The sequence below is a fragment of the Acetobacter lambici genome (genome assembly GCF_011516885.1).
In the GTDB taxonomy this organism is placed as follows: Bacteria; Pseudomonadota; Alphaproteobacteria; order Acetobacterales; family Acetobacteraceae; genus Acetobacter; species Acetobacter lambici.
This window is the reverse complement of sequence record NZ_WOTD01000004.1, coordinates 123,428-137,840: the sequence shown is the minus strand read 5'-3', so window position 1 is coordinate 137,840 and position 14,413 is coordinate 123,428. Positions and strand designations below refer to the sequence as shown.

At 57.2% G+C, this 14,413-nt stretch carries 15 protein-coding genes and 1 tRNA gene; 6 read left to right on the top strand and 10 right to left on the bottom strand.

Features of this window, described 5'->3' with window-relative positions; all coding sequences use genetic code 11:
- Nucleotides 1-292: 292 nt before the first annotated feature.
- From GOB86_RS04135 to GOB86_RS04110, 6 genes are all read right to left on the bottom strand, one after another.
- The gene (locus GOB86_RS04135; protein ID WP_165991103.1) at nucleotides 293-1,888 is read right to left on the bottom strand and encodes a tyrosine-type recombinase/integrase; all 1,596 of its coding nucleotides are present in this window, start codon (nucleotides 1,886-1,888) and stop codon (nucleotides 293-295) included.
- A 63-nt stretch (nucleotides 1,889-1,951) separates the two neighbouring features.
- Nucleotides 1,952-2,037, bottom strand: a tRNA-Leu gene (locus GOB86_RS04130).
- A 65-nt stretch (nucleotides 2,038-2,102) separates the two neighbouring features.
- Complete coding sequence (locus tag GOB86_RS04125; RefSeq protein WP_194301066.1) at nucleotides 2,103-2,825, bottom strand: M48 family metallopeptidase; 723 nt, start codon at nucleotides 2,823-2,825, stop codon at nucleotides 2,103-2,105.
- On the bottom strand, nucleotides 2,779-3,252 hold the full coding sequence (locus tag GOB86_RS04120; RefSeq protein WP_165991102.1) for a YcgN family cysteine cluster protein: 474 nt from the start codon (nucleotides 3,250-3,252) through the stop codon (nucleotides 2,779-2,781). Before GOB86_RS04120 ends, GOB86_RS04125 begins: the two co-directional genes overlap by 47 nt.
- Nucleotides 3,253-3,667: 415 nt before the next feature.
- Nucleotides 3,668-4,717 carry an extracellular solute-binding protein gene (locus GOB86_RS04115; RefSeq protein WP_165991101.1) on the bottom strand — a complete coding sequence of 350 codons (1,050 nt, stop codon included), beginning with the start codon at nucleotides 4,715-4,717 and terminating at the stop codon, nucleotides 3,668-3,670.
- A gap of 90 nt (nucleotides 4,718-4,807) precedes the next feature.
- The gene (locus GOB86_RS04110; RefSeq protein ID WP_165991100.1) at nucleotides 4,808-5,929 is read right to left on the bottom strand and encodes an ATP-binding cassette domain-containing protein; all 1,122 of its coding nucleotides are present in this window, start codon (nucleotides 5,927-5,929) and stop codon (nucleotides 4,808-4,810) included.
- 72 nt (nucleotides 5,930-6,001) lie between these two features.
- On the opposite strand from GOB86_RS04110, the gene GOB86_RS04105 reads away from it, so the two are divergent.
- From GOB86_RS04105 to GOB86_RS04080, 6 genes are all read left to right on the top strand, one after another.
- On the top strand, nucleotides 6,002-6,304 hold the full coding sequence (locus GOB86_RS04105; protein WP_165991099.1) for a hypothetical protein: 303 nt from the start codon (nucleotides 6,002-6,004) through the stop codon (nucleotides 6,302-6,304).
- Between the two features lie 40 nt (nucleotides 6,305-6,344).
- Nucleotides 6,345-6,770: a phage holin family protein gene (locus GOB86_RS04100; RefSeq protein WP_165991098.1), complete on the top strand. Its 426-nt coding sequence runs from the start codon at nucleotides 6,345-6,347 to the stop codon at nucleotides 6,768-6,770.
- Between the two features lie 134 nt (nucleotides 6,771-6,904).
- On the top strand, nucleotides 6,905-7,399 hold the full coding sequence (locus tag GOB86_RS04095; RefSeq protein WP_165991097.1) for a MarR family winged helix-turn-helix transcriptional regulator: 495 nt from the start codon (nucleotides 6,905-6,907) through the stop codon (nucleotides 7,397-7,399).
- 22 nt (nucleotides 7,400-7,421) lie between these two features.
- Entirely contained in the window at nucleotides 7,422-7,616 is a 195-nt protein-coding gene (locus tag GOB86_RS04090) for a DUF1656 domain-containing protein (RefSeq protein WP_059024613.1), read from the top strand.
- A gap of 26 nt (nucleotides 7,617-7,642) precedes the next feature.
- The gene (locus tag GOB86_RS04085) at nucleotides 7,643-8,554 is read left to right on the top strand and encodes a biotin/lipoyl-binding protein (protein ID WP_165991096.1); all 912 of its coding nucleotides are present in this window, start codon (nucleotides 7,643-7,645) and stop codon (nucleotides 8,552-8,554) included.
- A gap of 22 nt (nucleotides 8,555-8,576) precedes the next feature.
- Complete coding sequence (locus GOB86_RS04080) at nucleotides 8,577-10,091, top strand: efflux transporter outer membrane subunit (protein ID WP_194301065.1); 1,515 nt, start codon at nucleotides 8,577-8,579, stop codon at nucleotides 10,089-10,091.
- A gap of 166 nt (nucleotides 10,092-10,257) precedes the next feature.
- Here GOB86_RS04080 and GOB86_RS04075 read toward each other — a convergent pair whose 3' ends face one another.
- From GOB86_RS04075 to hpnC, 4 genes are all read right to left on the bottom strand, one after another.
- A complete protein-coding gene (locus GOB86_RS04075; protein ID WP_165991094.1) occupies nucleotides 10,258-10,983 on the bottom strand; it encodes a phosphorylase family protein in 726 nt (241 codons plus the stop codon).
- A 233-nt stretch (nucleotides 10,984-11,216) separates the two neighbouring features.
- Entirely contained in the window at nucleotides 11,217-12,515 is a 1,299-nt protein-coding gene (gene hpnE, locus GOB86_RS04070) for a hydroxysqualene dehydroxylase HpnE (protein ID WP_165991093.1), read from the bottom strand.
- Between the two features lie 18 nt (nucleotides 12,516-12,533).
- Nucleotides 12,534-13,412, bottom strand: a complete 879-nt coding sequence (gene hpnD / locus GOB86_RS04065; RefSeq protein ID WP_165991116.1) for a presqualene diphosphate synthase HpnD — start codon at nucleotides 13,410-13,412, stop codon at nucleotides 12,534-12,536.
- A gap of 96 nt (nucleotides 13,413-13,508) precedes the next feature.
- Complete coding sequence (gene hpnC, locus GOB86_RS04060) at nucleotides 13,509-14,369, bottom strand: squalene synthase HpnC (RefSeq protein ID WP_165991092.1); 861 nt, start codon at nucleotides 14,367-14,369, stop codon at nucleotides 13,509-13,511.
- Nucleotides 14,370-14,413 lie beyond the last annotated feature (44 nt).

Here is a 14,413-nt window from a genome sequence, read left to right as displayed (position 1 = left end):
ACACCCATGATCTGGGCGTCAGTAAAGCGATCACTCTTCATCAGAATCTCCTCAATTCTTACGCTGAGAAAATTCTCATTCAAAAGTCACTCTTTTTATGGGGGGATTACCAATGGTCGTTGTGACGCGACCATTGGTCGCATTCGAAGGGTGGCTGTGCGACGATTGGTCTCTCTCGGGGAGGGCTGGCCGTGCGACCATCGGTCGCTGTGATGCGACCATTGGTCGCATGGTGCCGATCCCTTTTGTCCCTCATTCAGGGTCATGAAACCGTGCCAGGCATCTTAGGAATTCACCAGTTTGCAATGTCGTCGGGATAGGTAATGGCCTCCACAACCCGCTGGAGGTTCTGCAGATCAATAGCCGATGTGTATTGGGTTGTGCCCTGACTTTTGTGGGTGGCTTCATGACCCAGCAGATCATCAATCCAGAGTTCCCGGATGTGACTGTCCTGGTTTCTGAGCACTGTCGAAACCAGATGGCGGAAGGAGTGAAAGGTGACGTCCGCTGGCAGGTTCAGACGCCGTTTATGTTTGGAAAAGACCATTTCGAAGTTTGCGCCTCGAACCCCGGAAGCGGAGATGGGCAGTTCGCTGAAGAGATAGGGGCCGGAATTTCTGAATTCCTCAATGATCCCTTTTTCCAGCAGTTTGGTGTGGATGGGAACGATACGGGTGCCGGCTGATGTCTTGGGAGACCATTCCCGGATTTTCCCGTCGATCTCGACTGTATGGGGCCGGATCTGGAAACAGGGAATACCGTTAAGGATTTCGATATCCTCATTTCTCAGATTACAGATCTCACCCAGACGCATGCCGGTATAGAGGGCTATGAGCACAATGCCCCGATAGGTGCGTTCGGGGAAAACCCGGCCCAGCCATTTTGAGTTCAGGAGTGTTCTCAGTTCCTCTTCCGACCAGGCCCGGCGGTTGGTTTTCTGCGTCAGATCGAAAGACCAGTTGGCCCATGGATTTTTGGGGGCGTGGTCACGTCGGACCAGCTCGCTCCAGATCGCGGACATGCGCGAGAAATGGTTTTTGACGGTTTTGCCCGAGACGGTTTCCACCTCGTGTTCTTCGGCCTCTCTGACCGCGTCTCGAAGGGGAAGAGTGGTCTTGCCTTTGCCATGTGTTGCCGGGAGGCCTGACAGCAGGTCGTAAAATTCTCCCACGACCTCACCGGTCACCTGATGAACTGGCATATCTCCAAAGGCTTCGGTGAAGAGGGCTACGGTCTTGCCTGTTCCTTTGATGGTCCCCGCACTTTTGGAGGAAACTGAGAAGACAAATTTCTCAGCCGCCGCAGACAGTTTCATACTGCGTGGCTGCTTGAGGGAAGGTGTTTGTTCTGCCGGGCTCTCCGCGCCTTTGTACAGGCTGGTCTGGATCAGGGTGCTGAGGGTGGTGATCTGGTTCTGCAGCCCCTGTTTTTCAGCGACGTTCCAGACATCCCGTCTGTCGAGCGTGTGCTTCAGTTGCCCCAGTGCCTGAAGAAGGCTGTCCATGTGGGGCTGGACCTTGTTGAGGAAGGTCGACTGCCGTGAGACCAGATCGGCTTTTTCAATGAGATGCTGGGCCCGTTCGGCTTCCAGCACTTTTCTGGCACTCTCCTCCTGAGCCTTCAGAGCGATTTCGTAGTTTTCAATCAATTCGCTGTAGAGGACCAGAAGGTCTTCTCTGGAGGGGTTTTGCATCTTGCCTGCTCTGAAAAGCTGTCCCGTCCTGGCATACAGGGCGGCTGCACGTTCACGGGCGACCAGTTTATCAGAGGTATGAAGGACGAGGGAAATCTCGGTCTTGCCCAGCAGGGGGCGGAGCATTGCCGGGACGATGCGGCGGAAGTGATAACGAGGCTGTCCTGTGCGGCGGGACGGGATGGCGCGGAGCATGAAGTTTTCCCATTATGGGAAAATTTCCTCTCGGACAAAATGCCTCTGTTTTTCAACAGTTTATGGTGCGAACTGCGGGACTCGAACCCGCACGCCCATACGGGCTGGAGATTTTAAGTCTCCTGCGTCTACCATTCCGCCAAGTTCGCGCATGGTTTGTAAACCATTAGGAGCAGTTCTTTAGCATGCTTCAGCTATTGCGCAAATCTCAGGTCTATCTGGCGTGTAAAAGCAGAGACCCCTTCTGGCGCAGCCATGTTTCTGCCTGTTTCCTATAAGGCGTTATGCTGATGACTTGTTGCCAGAATAGAGGACCATGATTCATGTGCCGGAGATGGCTGAGTTCATGGGCAATCAGGTAGTGCCTTACCCAATCTGGAGCCATTATGACCCGCCATGATAGCATAATCCGGCCCGATGTTGAGCAGCTTCCCCAGCGGCTGGTGGTATCGCGGATATCCACGCGGCTTGGGTGTAAACCGGTTATTTGAGCCATATGCTGTACTTCTTTTTTAAGTACGGTTGCGGCATGAGTTCGTAAAAAGTCAGTAACCCGTCTGTTGATAAAGGTTAGATCCCCGCTAACCATAAGACGGTTGTTTTCCAGCCATGCGCCACCTGATTGTTGGGGGGCATGTACAATAAGGTAAGGTTTCCCCCTGATAAGAATAGTATTGTTGTCTGAAAAAGATGGTGCTTTTATCAATTGTTGCAGGCGGTCTTTAATCCAGGCGTGATTTTTGTTTGCAAATGTAAGAGCCTGTGTAGGGGAGCACCCCTGCGGAATCGTGACAACAAGTTTTTGTTCATGGGGCGCAATGCGTAGGGAAAGTCGCTTGGCCCGCAATGAATGTTTCCAGATGACCTGTATGGTTTCCTGAGAACAGATATTAATTTCCGTCGGGAGTTGTCGCGGGTTCTGCTGGCCAGTCGACAATGTAATCCTCCAGTGCTCCTGCGCGTCTTTCGCTAATACAGCGGCCCGCGGCAGATGCGCCGGAGGCGATAACGGTGTTGGGGTCTCCTGTAATCAGTGGGTGCCATGATGGCAGGTCATGACCATCTGAAAGACCTTTGTAAGCACAGTCTGGGGGGAGCCAGTCCAGTTCGGGAATCATGGTGGGGGTTAAGGTTACGCAGTCCTGAACTTTGCGGTGGCGTTTGGGGTAATCCGTGCATTGGCAGGTTTTTACATCCAGAAGTCTGCACGCAACAGATGTGTAGTGCAGTTCTTCTGTGTCATCATCACGGAGTTTGTGCAGGCAGCATCGACCGCATCCATCGCATAAAGATTCCCATTGCTCGGTTGTCATGTCCACAAGGGGAGTGGTTTTCCAAAACGGGAGGGGAGATGAGACTGTCATTGTACGATGCTAAAAACCAGTGAAAGGAAAATGCTTAAGGCGACAGGTTTCTGTAAAAGAGGCCACCAGAACAAGCGTAATCTGGAAAGCCTGTTTGCACCAAGTTCCTGTGCTGTTTCTGACCAGCCGGTCTGTAATGTTCGAACAGGCAGGGCTGCGGGGAACAACAGTAGAGGCAAAAGTAAAAACCCTTGTAAAAATGGTATTATTGCCGAGGTCCAGAGTAGAGGGAGTGCGGCGGACAGACCCGTGCATGGCAGAAGTAAGGGAAGAGTCAGTGTGTAAAGGTGCTGCTCCGCACGCAAAGTTACACTCAGGACTAAAAACAGGGCGGTAGCCAGCAGGCTGGTTGTGGCAATAAAAAGACCATGGACGAGCGCTATATGAGCGGAGGCATGGACCATGTAATATGGGATCATGTGTGGTGCATCCATTGCTGGAAGCGTTCACTCAGTTTTCCCAGATTGGCTGCCCAGAATGTGTCATCTACCGCAATGGCGGGTGGGATGTGGCCAAGATGGGGAGCTAGAGCGTTCAACTCCGCCATGGAGGGGAGCGAAGGCCATGCATTGGCAAACGCCTGTTGTTGTACAGCCTGTTCCAGCCAGGACACAAAAGCCAGAGCCGCAGGGTTGTTCGCGGCGGCAGTCATTACGCCCCAGCCATATTGCACCAGAAAACGCTGCTGCCAGAGCAGGCCAAAACGCTGTCGGTCTGGTCCTGCTGCGCCCAGAATTTCCCCCGTGGGTACACACCCCATAAGTGCGCCCCCCGATGTCAGTATGTGCCCGGCTTCTTCTGGCGTGGACCACCATGCAATATAGGGGCGTAACTGTTCCAGTTTGAGGAAAGCGTGGTCGACCCCCTCTGGCGTGGCCAGAACATGGTAGAGCGCGCTTGCGGGCACACCATCTGCCAGCAGGGCGATCTCGAGCGTGAGGCGTGGGTCACGGCGGAGGCTACGACGGCCGGGGTGGCGCGCAACATCCCAAAAATCCGACCAGCCGGGGGCTGTGTCAAACCGTGCTCTATCCCATGCCATGGCGTAATCAATGGCGGCGGAGGGCTGGCCGCAGTTGCTGGCGGAATTATCCGCCTGATGGCGTGACAAGAGTTTGAGGTTACAGCCAATGCGCAGGCTGCTGGCTTCCATCATGGCGGCCGCCAGAGGAAAATGCGTCAGACCTGTAAAATGTTGTAGATCGGTAATCTGCCCATTCCAGCCATGGGGCACAATGGTCTGGTGAGTCAGTTGTTCGTAGGGTTTGAACAGGACCTTGCCCTGCGTTTCGGCAATTTTGCCGGAGAAGGTGAGAATGTGCAGGCCTTTGCCCGTTCTGGTCTGTTTTGGGGCGTGGTGCGCCATGGCGGAGCCGGGGAGCAGGCACCCCAACCCGGTCAGTAACGCACGACGGCGGGACAACGCGTTAAGAGAACGAACCTGCCCCTGTTCCTGGGAGGACATTGCCTGCCTGTCGGGTATGTTCAGGAAAGGGAGAGAGAACAGGGTAAACCTCACGCGCCGTTATCGTTGACCAGTCATGCCAGCCTAAATCTAGCTGGTTTTTTTATCCATCGGAAAGGCCGTTGCATTCCGGGTTTGCCACGCAAGCAGGGCCGACCGACCCGCTCCTAATTCCCGCTGGGTGTGTACCGGGGGGCGGTTGACGGTTATTTCCGTCCCGTCCCGCAGGCGCATCCGCATAATAATGGTGTGGCCAAGATGATGGGCGGAAACAAGGGTGCATGGCAGATCGCCCGCTTCCGCAGTGTTATCAGCCTCCGCCTGCCGCGGAAAGAGAACGGAGAGCCGATCAGGCAAAATGCATATGCTCGCCAGATCATGCTCCGCCAGATCGCCTTCGGCCATGGCTTCCACCGTCTCACCCGATGGGAGCCGGAGTTCGGCTACGTCATCGTCAAGGCGCAGAACCTTGCCGGTCAGGATATTGGCATCCCCAAGTGCTAGCGCCACGGCCGGGGTGGCTGGGCGGTTGAGCAGGGTCGGCGCGTCCGCCAGTTGGAGCAGGTGCCCATGATCCAGAACACCAATGGTGTTGGCGGCCATGAATGCTTCCGTGCGGTCACGGGTGAGGAATAGAGATGTCAGGCCAATGGCCTGCCGGAGTCGCTCCAAAAACACCAAAGAGCGTTTTGCCGCGGTCGGAGGCATGGCATCCAGCGGCTGGTTCAGCACCAGCAGATCCGGGGTGACCACAAGTGCGCGGGCCAGAGCCGCCCGGAAAGCCTGCTCGGCTGAAAGTGCGGAAGGGAGAAGGGAGCAGACCGCGTCCAGTCCGGTCAGGGCCAGAACTTCATCCCGTCTGCGCTGGATTTCGGCTTTGGAGAGTGTGCCCATGGCGCGTAGGGGGAACAGAATGTTGTCGGTCACGCTCAGGTGCCCGAACAGTGGTGCGTGCACCCCCATGGTGGCGATTCCGCGTTGACCTTGTGGCAGAGGGCTTACGTCTACCCCATTCACGCATATCTGCCCAGAGGAGGGGCAGCGTCCAGCCAATGCTGCGGTCAGCGCGCTCAGGTCCTGTGCTGTTGAACCGATTCCCAGCAGGGCAATGCAACGGCCGGAGGCCAGACGCAAGGCAAGGGGAGGCGCTTTGGGCAGGACAGTAAAATCCGTGAGCGCTAAAGCCGGGGGTGAGCCATGCGCGGGCGGCATGCAACTATGTCCTTTTTCGTGGGTTACAAGGGTGTTGTAATTTAAAACGATAAAGTCAACGAGGTTTGTTTCATGTCATCAGATAAAATCAAAGACGTTAAGCTTGCAGGTGAAGCCGCAGCCGACACCGCGCGTGAGGAACTGGACGCCGTTAAGGCTCATATCGAACGCCTTGTTACACAACATATTGTTCCAGCACTGGGTCGTGCGGGCGGCAAAGCGGGCGATCTGACCGAACAGGCAGTTGCCAATGCGCGCGAACTGGCCGATCATACGCGCAACGATCTTGCAAAGCGTACAGGCAGTCACACGTCCTGGCTGTCCATTGCCATTTCCGGCGTGGTAGGGTTTATCATCGGGCGCATGTCTCGCTGACGCTCTGCGCGTCATCTGAACGAAGGTAGCTCCAGAGCCCATGCGTATCTTTGATCTTGGTAAATCCGCCCTATCTGCCCAGTCCTCCCTGATGCAGCAGATGGCCATCCGTTACGGTCGTCAGGCCGCTTTTTTGATTATGGCTGCGGTGTTTGGCCTGTTTGCCCTGATTACAGGGCATGGGCTGCTCTGGATTCTTCTAGTGTTTGTTGGCCACTTCGGGCCGGTTGGCGCATCCTTTACCGTTTTTGGTCTGGATGTGCTGGCCGCCCTTGTGTGCATTCTGTTTGGCCGCCGCTCCTACCTGACCACGGATGAGGTAGATGCCCGGATCATGCGTGACCGTTGCATGACCCAGATGCGCGACTCCGTAACCATGGCTGCGGTTACGGCTACCGTTGCCACCGCCGTTGGCCGAGGTGGCACCCGCAAGGTGTGGGATATTGTGCGCGGTAAAAAGGACTGAATCTGTCCAGTCTAGGTTAAGCCATAGGTTCCATTCCAAATTTGCATTGGCGCGCTGGATTGTTTCTGTAAATGATGGCGTCAGTCTTTTGTGAGTGTGCAAATTTTTTGCATGCTCGCTAGTGTGAGCAGTGAATGGAACTTGAGCATAATCCTGTTGTGGACAACGAGACCCGGCGGTCGTTTGGCTACCGTCTGGCTCGTCTTGCGTCCATGTGGCGGCGGGAAATTGATGCCGACCTGCGGGTGTTCGGCCTGACCGACGCCACGTGGCGGCCCATTTATTACCTCAACTTTTCATCATCATCCATGCGCCAGACCGATCTGGCCCGTTCCCTTTCGCTGGAGGCCCCTTCACTGGTGCGGCTTCTGGATGTGCTGGAAAAACGTGGCTACGTGGTACGCGAAACGGATGAGGAAGACCGGCGTTCCAAGCTTGTCAGTATTACGGCACAGGGCAGGCAGGTCGCGGCTCTGGTAAGCCGCGTGGCCGATCAGGTCACGGCGCGGCTGATGGCCGGTGTGTCCGACCCGGAGCTGGAGGAATGCTGCGGCGTTCTCGACCGGGTGGAGCAGGCTGCTCAGGCACACAAGGAAAGTGCCGATGCTGAAAAAAAGGACGCACGGTAATGCTGGTGTCCAGGGCGGTGTCATGCTGACGGAATTTAATCTTTTTGGTGTCTTTATGGCACCTATTGTTGTGTATGCACTGGCAGCACTCCCTATAACCATGTGTATTCGGTTTGCGTTGTGGTGGAGTGGCCTGCTGGGCTGGTTCTGGCATATCGCGCTGTTCGAAGTTTCGCTCTACGTCTGCATTCTTTGTCTGCTGATCCTCTACGTCTGACCTGAAAAGGCTTTTGAGTCTCTGCAATGCCCCTTCTGCGCACCCTGATACGAGTTGTTCTGACCCTTGCGGTCGTCTCTCTTGCGATTGTTCTGGGGATCACTCTCTGGAACGTCTACATGATCGCCCCTTGGACCCGCGACGGGCGCGTGCGTGTTTACGTGGTCGATGTGGCCCCCGAAGTGGCGGGCACCGTGGTCCAGATTCCGGTGGTGGATAACCAGTTTGTCCATAAGGGCGACCCGCTCTTTGTGCTTGATCCGGTCCGCTTCCGTCTGGCTATCCGCGAGGCACAGGCCCGTCTGGACGGCGCATTGGAGGACCTGAAGCTCAAACGCAATGACGCCAAGCGCCGTATGGGCCTGGGTGGCATTGTGTCGGCCGAAGAGCAGGAAGTGTTCAACTCCAACGTGGCAACCCAGATTGCAGCCGTGGATGCCGCCCGAGCCGCGCTGGACGTGGCCAAGCTGAACCTGCAACGCTCGGTTCTGTATTCCCCGGTCAATGGTTATGTGACCAACCTTAACCTGCGGGTGGGCGACTACGCCGCAGCCAGTCAGGCGCGCATGGCGGTGATCGATGCCGATTCCTACTGGGTTTACGGATATTTTGAAGAAACCAAAATGTGGGGCGTGCATGTGGGTGATGTCGCCCGCGTCAAGCTCATGGGTTACAAGCCGATCCTGGCCGGGCATGTGGTCAGCATTGCCCGTGGTATTAACGATACCAACGGCACACCCGATAAACTGGGTCTGCAGGATGTAAACCCGATCTTTACATGGGTCCGTCTGGCGCAGCGTATTCCTGTTCGTATCCATCTGGACCATGTGCCCGACAGTGTTACGCTTGCAGCAGGCATGACGGCTACGGTCAGTGTGGGGCCAGAGCCAACCGGGCGCAGGGGTACGTTGACCACCTGGCTGCAAGATCATCTCTGAGCGTGGGCCAAGGATGAAACGCATGAAGGCTCGCCGTAGCTTTGGGTTATGTGCCGCAACAGGCATGCTGCTCTCCGCCTGTACCGTTGGGCCAAACTACCAGCCCGACCGTATGAAGTTGCCTGCCCAGTTCAAGGAGGCAGCCGAGGAACACGTTGCTACCCCCGAAGAGATTGAGCGCACAAACAAGGAAATGGTCGAGTGGTGGGCTCTCTTCAAGGACCCGCTCCTTTCCCAGCTTGTGCAGGACGCCATAAAAGGGAACTACGATCTGCAGATTGCGGGGCAGCGTATTCTGGCCGAGCGCGCCATGCGCGACCGTTCCGCCGCGCAATGGTACCCCCAGATGGACGCCAATATGGGGGGCGGGGATGTCCGCTACTCCCTGAATATTGACAACTGGCCGCTGCGACCGGGAAATCCGGCCAACAGGCCAGAAGCTTCCATGTTGACCTATGGTGCTACCGCATCGTGGGAGCTAGATATGTTCGGGCGCATCCGGCGGGACGTGCAGGCCCGTGAGCACGCGGTGGAAGCTACGATTGAGGCCCGCCGCGCAGTATTGATGGGCCTTTTGTCCGAACTGGCGTCGGATTACATGTTGCTGCGCGTCACGCAGTTGCAGATCCAGATTGCGACGGACAACATCCGTGTTGCCAAGGATGCAGTGGACCTGACCAACAAGCTGTATCTGGAAGGGGTGGGTAACACCTTGCAGATCGCGCAGGCTCAGGCGGAACTGGATGCGCAGATTGCCGCGCGTGAACCGTTGAAAACACGCGTGTCTCAGGTCACGCATGCCATTGCGGTGCTTCTGGGCAAAATGCCGGGCGAACTGGAAGATCAGCTCAAGCAGCCTCGGCCGCTGCCTGTAGTGCCAGAATTCCCTGCGGTTCTGCCTTCTGTTGTTATTGCCAATCGCCCGGATGTGCGTATGGCGGAACGGCGTTACGCGGTTGCTACGGCACAGATCGGTGTGTCGGTTGCCAATCTGTATCCGCATTTTGTGGTGCCGCTGACCTTTAACCCCAATGCTTCGGCCATGTATCAGGCGTTTCAGGTCAACGCCATGAGCTGGCAGTTCCTGCTTATGGCCAGCCTGCCGCTGATGCATGGTGGTAAAATGACGTCGGAAGTCCGTGCGACACAGGCTTCGGCAGAAGCGTCGCGCCTGACCTATAGGCAGACGGTTCTGAACGCCTTCAAGGAAGTCGAGGATTCCATGGCGGCGTGGCATGACGACATTGAATATGCTGAACAGCTGCACAAGGCGGCGGAAGATAGCGCCACCGCCAGTGATCGTGCCCGTAAGCTGTACGGTGCCGGTCTGGTCGGCTTTTTGGAAGTGTTGACAACAGAACGCACGACGTTGAACGCACAGAACATGGAGGCACTAGCCCGCCTTGAACGTCTGCGCGATGCCGTTAATCTTTACACGGCATTGGGCGCGGGCTGGAAAGGCGTTGCCCTGACCAATTCCACCCTGCCTGTTTCGCTGGAAACACAGAATATTCTGGCACGCGCCTTCTCGCAGTAATCTGTCTGATTTTTTGCAGTGCCCAGACCCGTCCGGTATTTTGCCGGGCGGGTTTTTTTATGGGCTGACGGGTTCCATCCATATTGAGGAGGCCCAATGGAAATCCGTTGTCGCTTTATAAAGTTGGAAGAGGCAGTGGTAGCATGTTTGAACGCACGGCTGCCACTCAGCCCCGGGTTGTGCCTGTTGCAAGCTGCCTGAAGGCAGGACGGTTGGCCTGCTCATGCAGGAAATGCAGCATGGCCTTACGGGCCAGCCCGGCATCACGGCCCAGATTGATCAGCCCGCCAATCTGGGAAGGGTGGCGGAGCAGGGAGCGCAGGAGCAGGCCAATTTTAAGCCCTCCATCGGGGGAGAGGACGCAGGTCGTAACGGGGGGGAGGGAGCGCGTAGCTGGGTCACATACAACACGGAGCACGGCAAAGGGCAAACCCGCTTCCTGCGCGGCACGGGCCAGAAAACCGCTTTCCATATCCAGCGCGGCACAGCCTGAAGAGGTAAACAGGTCGGCCTTATGGTGTGCCTGTAGCACCACGTCATCATTATGGAGCAAAGGCCCACTTATGGTGCCCTGTTGGTCCCCTCCCAGAATGTGGCGCAAGGTCGGGTCGCAGGCCCATGTGTTGCCCCATGCCTTGACCGCAGTGGGAATGATTATACTGCTCGGTGGCAAGGCCGGGTCCAGCCCGGCCGCTAATCCAAAAGATAACAGGCAGTCCGCACCACATGCAGCCAGCCTGTTGGCCTCGCGTTGTGCGCCTGTGCGTGTGGCGCCACTTGCGGCAATAGCCGCATGGGGGAACACGCCCCGGATCAACTGCGCCTCGGCTTTAAGGCCGACCAGAATGCCGGGATGCATGGGGGCGGAGTATGGGGTGGTTGGTTGCGTCATGGATCAGAACCCAAGCTTTGATGAACATGAAAACAGTCGGATTGACCGATATTGTAAAACAGTTCCCTGCCATGCTCGGTCTATTGAATGCTAGGTGGGAGATCAGTTGCCCTTAAGCTCCGCACATTCTGCTGCGACCAGAAGGGTAAGAACACAAGACTTCGTCTGCGGTTCTGCCAGAAGGACTGCTCTGGCACACATGACCGCAAACATGGAACGGTACGGGGTGTTATTCAGGACGGTGTTTTAAGGCCTAGTGCTTGAACGGCGTGCAGGCCCGAGCGCATCGCACCTTCAAGTGTTGCGGGCAGGCCCGTGTTTGTCCAGTCACCCGCCAGTGCCAGATTGATCAGCGGTGTGGCCGAACCAGGCCTGCGGCGGTTCTGCTCGGGAGTTGCGGCAAAAGTTGCGCGCTTTTCCCACACAATCCGCTGTGCATCGGGGGTTGGGGGCAGGGGCTGCTCCAGTACCGCATCGCAGGCGCTACGGAGTTCGGACCAGATGATACGGGCCAGCTCTTCATGGTCATGCTTGGCGTAACGGTTGGCTGCACTCACCGTAACAGACAGAATATTCCCACGCAGAAAAACCCATTCCGTAACCCCGCCGATAACACCCATAAACCCGCACTTGGCAAAAGAGCCAACGGGGCGTGGCGCATCCGCAAGACGGAAATGCAGGTTGAGAATGCTCTCAAACGCATTGGGGGTCATCAGCCCTGCCATGTGCTGGCTGAGCAAACCTTCCGCGACTGGTGCAGTGGTTGCGACAATAACCCTGTCATGCTCAGACAGAGCGATGCTGTCCTGTGCTGTATGGAGAGCCGTCACGCGGCCTTTTGCCACATCCAGCCCTGTAATGCGTGTTTGTGTGCGGACCTCGGCGTTCATGGTGCCCAGATAGGCCACTGCGGGGTCCACGAGGGACTCGGAAAGACCATCACGCGCAAACCACGGCACACAGGCATGCCCGCCGAGCGAGAGGGATTCCCGCACCACAGCGCCAAGCAGTGCCGCACTGCCTGTATCGCTCAGAGTGTTCAGGGCGGAAATAGAAAAAGGTTCAAGCAGCCTGCGGGTAAAGGCACCGGGTAGCAGGCAGTCGGCCACGGTTGTCTGCTCGTCCGCGCGGATCAGGCGGTACAGGCTCTGCAATTCGGGCAGGCGCATATCCGGCACGCGGCGGTGTGGCTGAAAAACCCATAAAGGCAACCGTCCGCGCGACAGGTCGAGCGTCCAGCGGGCATCTTCGGCCAGATCCACAAACGGAAAAATCGGTTCGCCCGGCCCGCTCAGCGTATCCAGTGCTCCCGTTATGCCAAGGTAGCGAAAAACCGTGCTGTTAGCGGACAGGAGCAGGTGGTTGCCATTATCTATGCGGCAGTCAAGGTGCCGGTCATGGTAGGAGCGGGCACGCCCGCCACATGTCCGCCCGGCTTCATGCACGATTACGCGGGTGCCAGTACCCGCCACGTCCACTGCCGCGGCAAGGCCAGCCATGCCGCCGCCAATAATATGCAGAATACCAGCCATACCGCGTTTTGCCGTTTCTTAGGACGTATAGGAAAGGGCAAACCACCGGGCTTTGCCAAGAAGGGAAGTATGGGGGCGTGCGCGCAGCACGGCGGCTCCCCAGCCACGTTTGCACAGAGCCTTGAGAATGGACTCGTAGCTAGCACCCATAATCCGTGCTGGCAGCATGGAGCGGGGTTGGCAGATTTTCATGGTTGCAAATGCAGTGCGGAAGTGGTCCTGCGCACGCGCGGCCATAACGCGGGCAACCTGTTCCAGCCCGGGGGCGTACAGGGCCTGAACCGGGTCCTTGGGCACATCAAAGCGTTCAAGCAGATCGGCGGGCAGGTACAGCCGCCCCCGGACCGCATCTTCGGGAATGTCGCGCAGGATATTGGTGATCTGGAGCGCCCGGCCCAGATGGTAGGCTACACGGTCACCATTGGCTGAACTGTCGCCAAAAATACGAACGGACAGGCGGCCCACGGCGGAGGCCACGCGGTCGCAATACTGGTCCAGTGTTTTTTCGTCCGGGGCGACAATGGCGGTCTGGGTGTCCATCAGCATGCCATCAATCACGGCGTCAAAATCGACCTGCTGAAGGGAGAAGAAGTTGATGGCGGCCAGCAGAACGCGGTCCAGCGGTTCTGTTGGGGGAAAAGCCCGTTCTGCGTACAGTTCGGCAATACGGGTGTGCCAGTCTTCCAGCCCTTTGGTGCGTTCGGCCAGCGGGGCGTTGCCATCCGCAATATCGTCCACCACACGGCAGAAGGCATATATGGCGTACATGCCATAACGCCGCATGGGGGGAAGAATACGCATGCCAGCGGCAAAGGAGGTTCCGGCCTGTTTGACGGTGCTTTCCACCCAGGCAAGATCAGCCGGATCGCATCCGAGCGGGGTCGGTTTGTCGTGCATCTGGATGTTTACGGCTGTCACGCGCTTTTCACCTGTTATTCATCACGATTGAAGAGAACGGGTCTCTTTTTACAGAACTTTCACCGTTCGGGAAGGTCATGCCCATGCCCGCAGGGCCGCAATGGCTGCATGCATGACGTCCGTCCGGCGCAGGGCCACCCGCCCTGCAAGCGGGTCTTCGCGGCGCAGACGCTGGGTCAGGCGGTGGGCAAGTTCTACAATAGCCGCGCATTCCATACGGAAACGCTGGTCCCGAATATGGGCCGGTAGGGCGCTGGCCTGTAGGTTAAGGGCATCCACCCCGTCGAGCAGGGTGTTAAAAACACGGCGCATGGCAGGGCTGGTCCGCCCAGCCAGCAGGTCCTGTGCAGAGGTGCCTGCCTGTTGCATCAACTCGGAGGGCATGTAGCAGCGTTCAAGCCGTTCCAGGTCTTTGGCGCAGTCCTGCAGGTGGTTCAGAATCTGCAAAGAGGTGCATAGCGCATCTGACGGGCCAAAGGCGGCGGGGTCTTCCCCATGCAGGCAGATCAGGTAACGGCCGACCGGGTTGGCGGAGTATTTGCAGTAGTGCAGCAAGTCGTCCCATGTGCGGTATTCATGACCGCGCGAATCATCACGAAAAGCGATCAGCAGGTCTGTTGCGGTCTCAAACGGCACATTGGTCTGTATGAGCGAGGCCCGCAGCCGGGCGGCACTGAGCGCATCGGCGCGGTTAATGGCGCTGCGCTGGCCATGGAGCACGTCCTCCATGGCGTTGAGCCGGGTTATTTTGTCTTCGGGGGAGAGGGTCTCGCAGTCTGCAATATCGTCAATAACACGCGCATAATCATAGTAGGCATGCACATGCGGGCGCAGTTTGCGGCTGAGCAGGAAGGAGCCTACGGGAAAGTTCTCATCAGACGCACCCTTGCCGGATGAAACGTCAGTTTTTCCCCAGATGCGTGTATCGTCAGTCATGCTGTGCCGTGTTCAAAAAATGGGACCCCAAAGGCAGCTTGGTG

What these genes read in the sequence shown, in the direction of transcription:
- hpnD (WP_165991116.1), bottom strand. Translation starts at nt 13,412, where the DNA reads ATGCACGACAAACCGACCCCGCTCGGATGCGATCCGGCTGATCTTGCC.
- GOB86_RS04110 (WP_165991100.1), bottom strand. Translation starts at nt 5,929, where the DNA reads ATGCCGCCCGCGCATGGCTCACCCCCGGCTTTAGCGCTCACGGATTTT.
- GOB86_RS04085 (WP_165991096.1), top strand. Translation starts at nt 7,643, where the DNA reads ATGCCCCTTCTGCGCACCCTGATACGAGTTGTTCTGACCCTTGCGGTC.
- hpnE (WP_165991093.1), bottom strand. Translation starts at nt 12,515, where the DNA reads ATGGCTGGTATTCTGCATATTATTGGCGGCGGCATGGCTGGCCTTGCC.
- GOB86_RS04075 (WP_165991094.1), bottom strand. Translation starts at nt 10,983, where the DNA reads ATGACGCAACCAACCACCCCATACTCCGCCCCCATGCATCCCGGCATT.
- hpnC (WP_165991092.1), bottom strand. Translation starts at nt 14,369, where the DNA reads ATGACTGACGATACACGCATCTGGGGAAAAACTGACGTTTCATCCGGC.
- GOB86_RS04090 (WP_059024613.1), top strand. Translation starts at nt 7,422, where the DNA reads ATGCTGACGGAATTTAATCTTTTTGGTGTCTTTATGGCACCTATTGTT.
- GOB86_RS04115 (WP_165991101.1), bottom strand. Translation starts at nt 4,717, where the DNA reads ATGTCCTCCCAGGAACAGGGGCAGGTTCGTTCTCTTAACGCGTTGTCC.
- GOB86_RS04095 (WP_165991097.1), top strand. Translation starts at nt 6,905, where the DNA reads ATGGAACTTGAGCATAATCCTGTTGTGGACAACGAGACCCGGCGGTCG.
- GOB86_RS04080 (WP_194301065.1), top strand. Translation starts at nt 8,577, where the DNA reads ATGAAGGCTCGCCGTAGCTTTGGGTTATGTGCCGCAACAGGCATGCTG.
- GOB86_RS04105 (WP_165991099.1), top strand. Translation starts at nt 6,002, where the DNA reads ATGTCATCAGATAAAATCAAAGACGTTAAGCTTGCAGGTGAAGCCGCA.
- GOB86_RS04120 (WP_165991102.1), bottom strand. Translation starts at nt 3,252, where the DNA reads ATGACAGTCTCATCTCCCCTCCCGTTTTGGAAAACCACTCCCCTTGTG.
- GOB86_RS04100 (WP_165991098.1), top strand. Translation starts at nt 6,345, where the DNA reads ATGCGTATCTTTGATCTTGGTAAATCCGCCCTATCTGCCCAGTCCTCC.
- GOB86_RS04135 (WP_165991103.1), bottom strand. Translation starts at nt 1,888, where the DNA reads ATGCTCCGCGCCATCCCGTCCCGCCGCACAGGACAGCCTCGTTATCAC.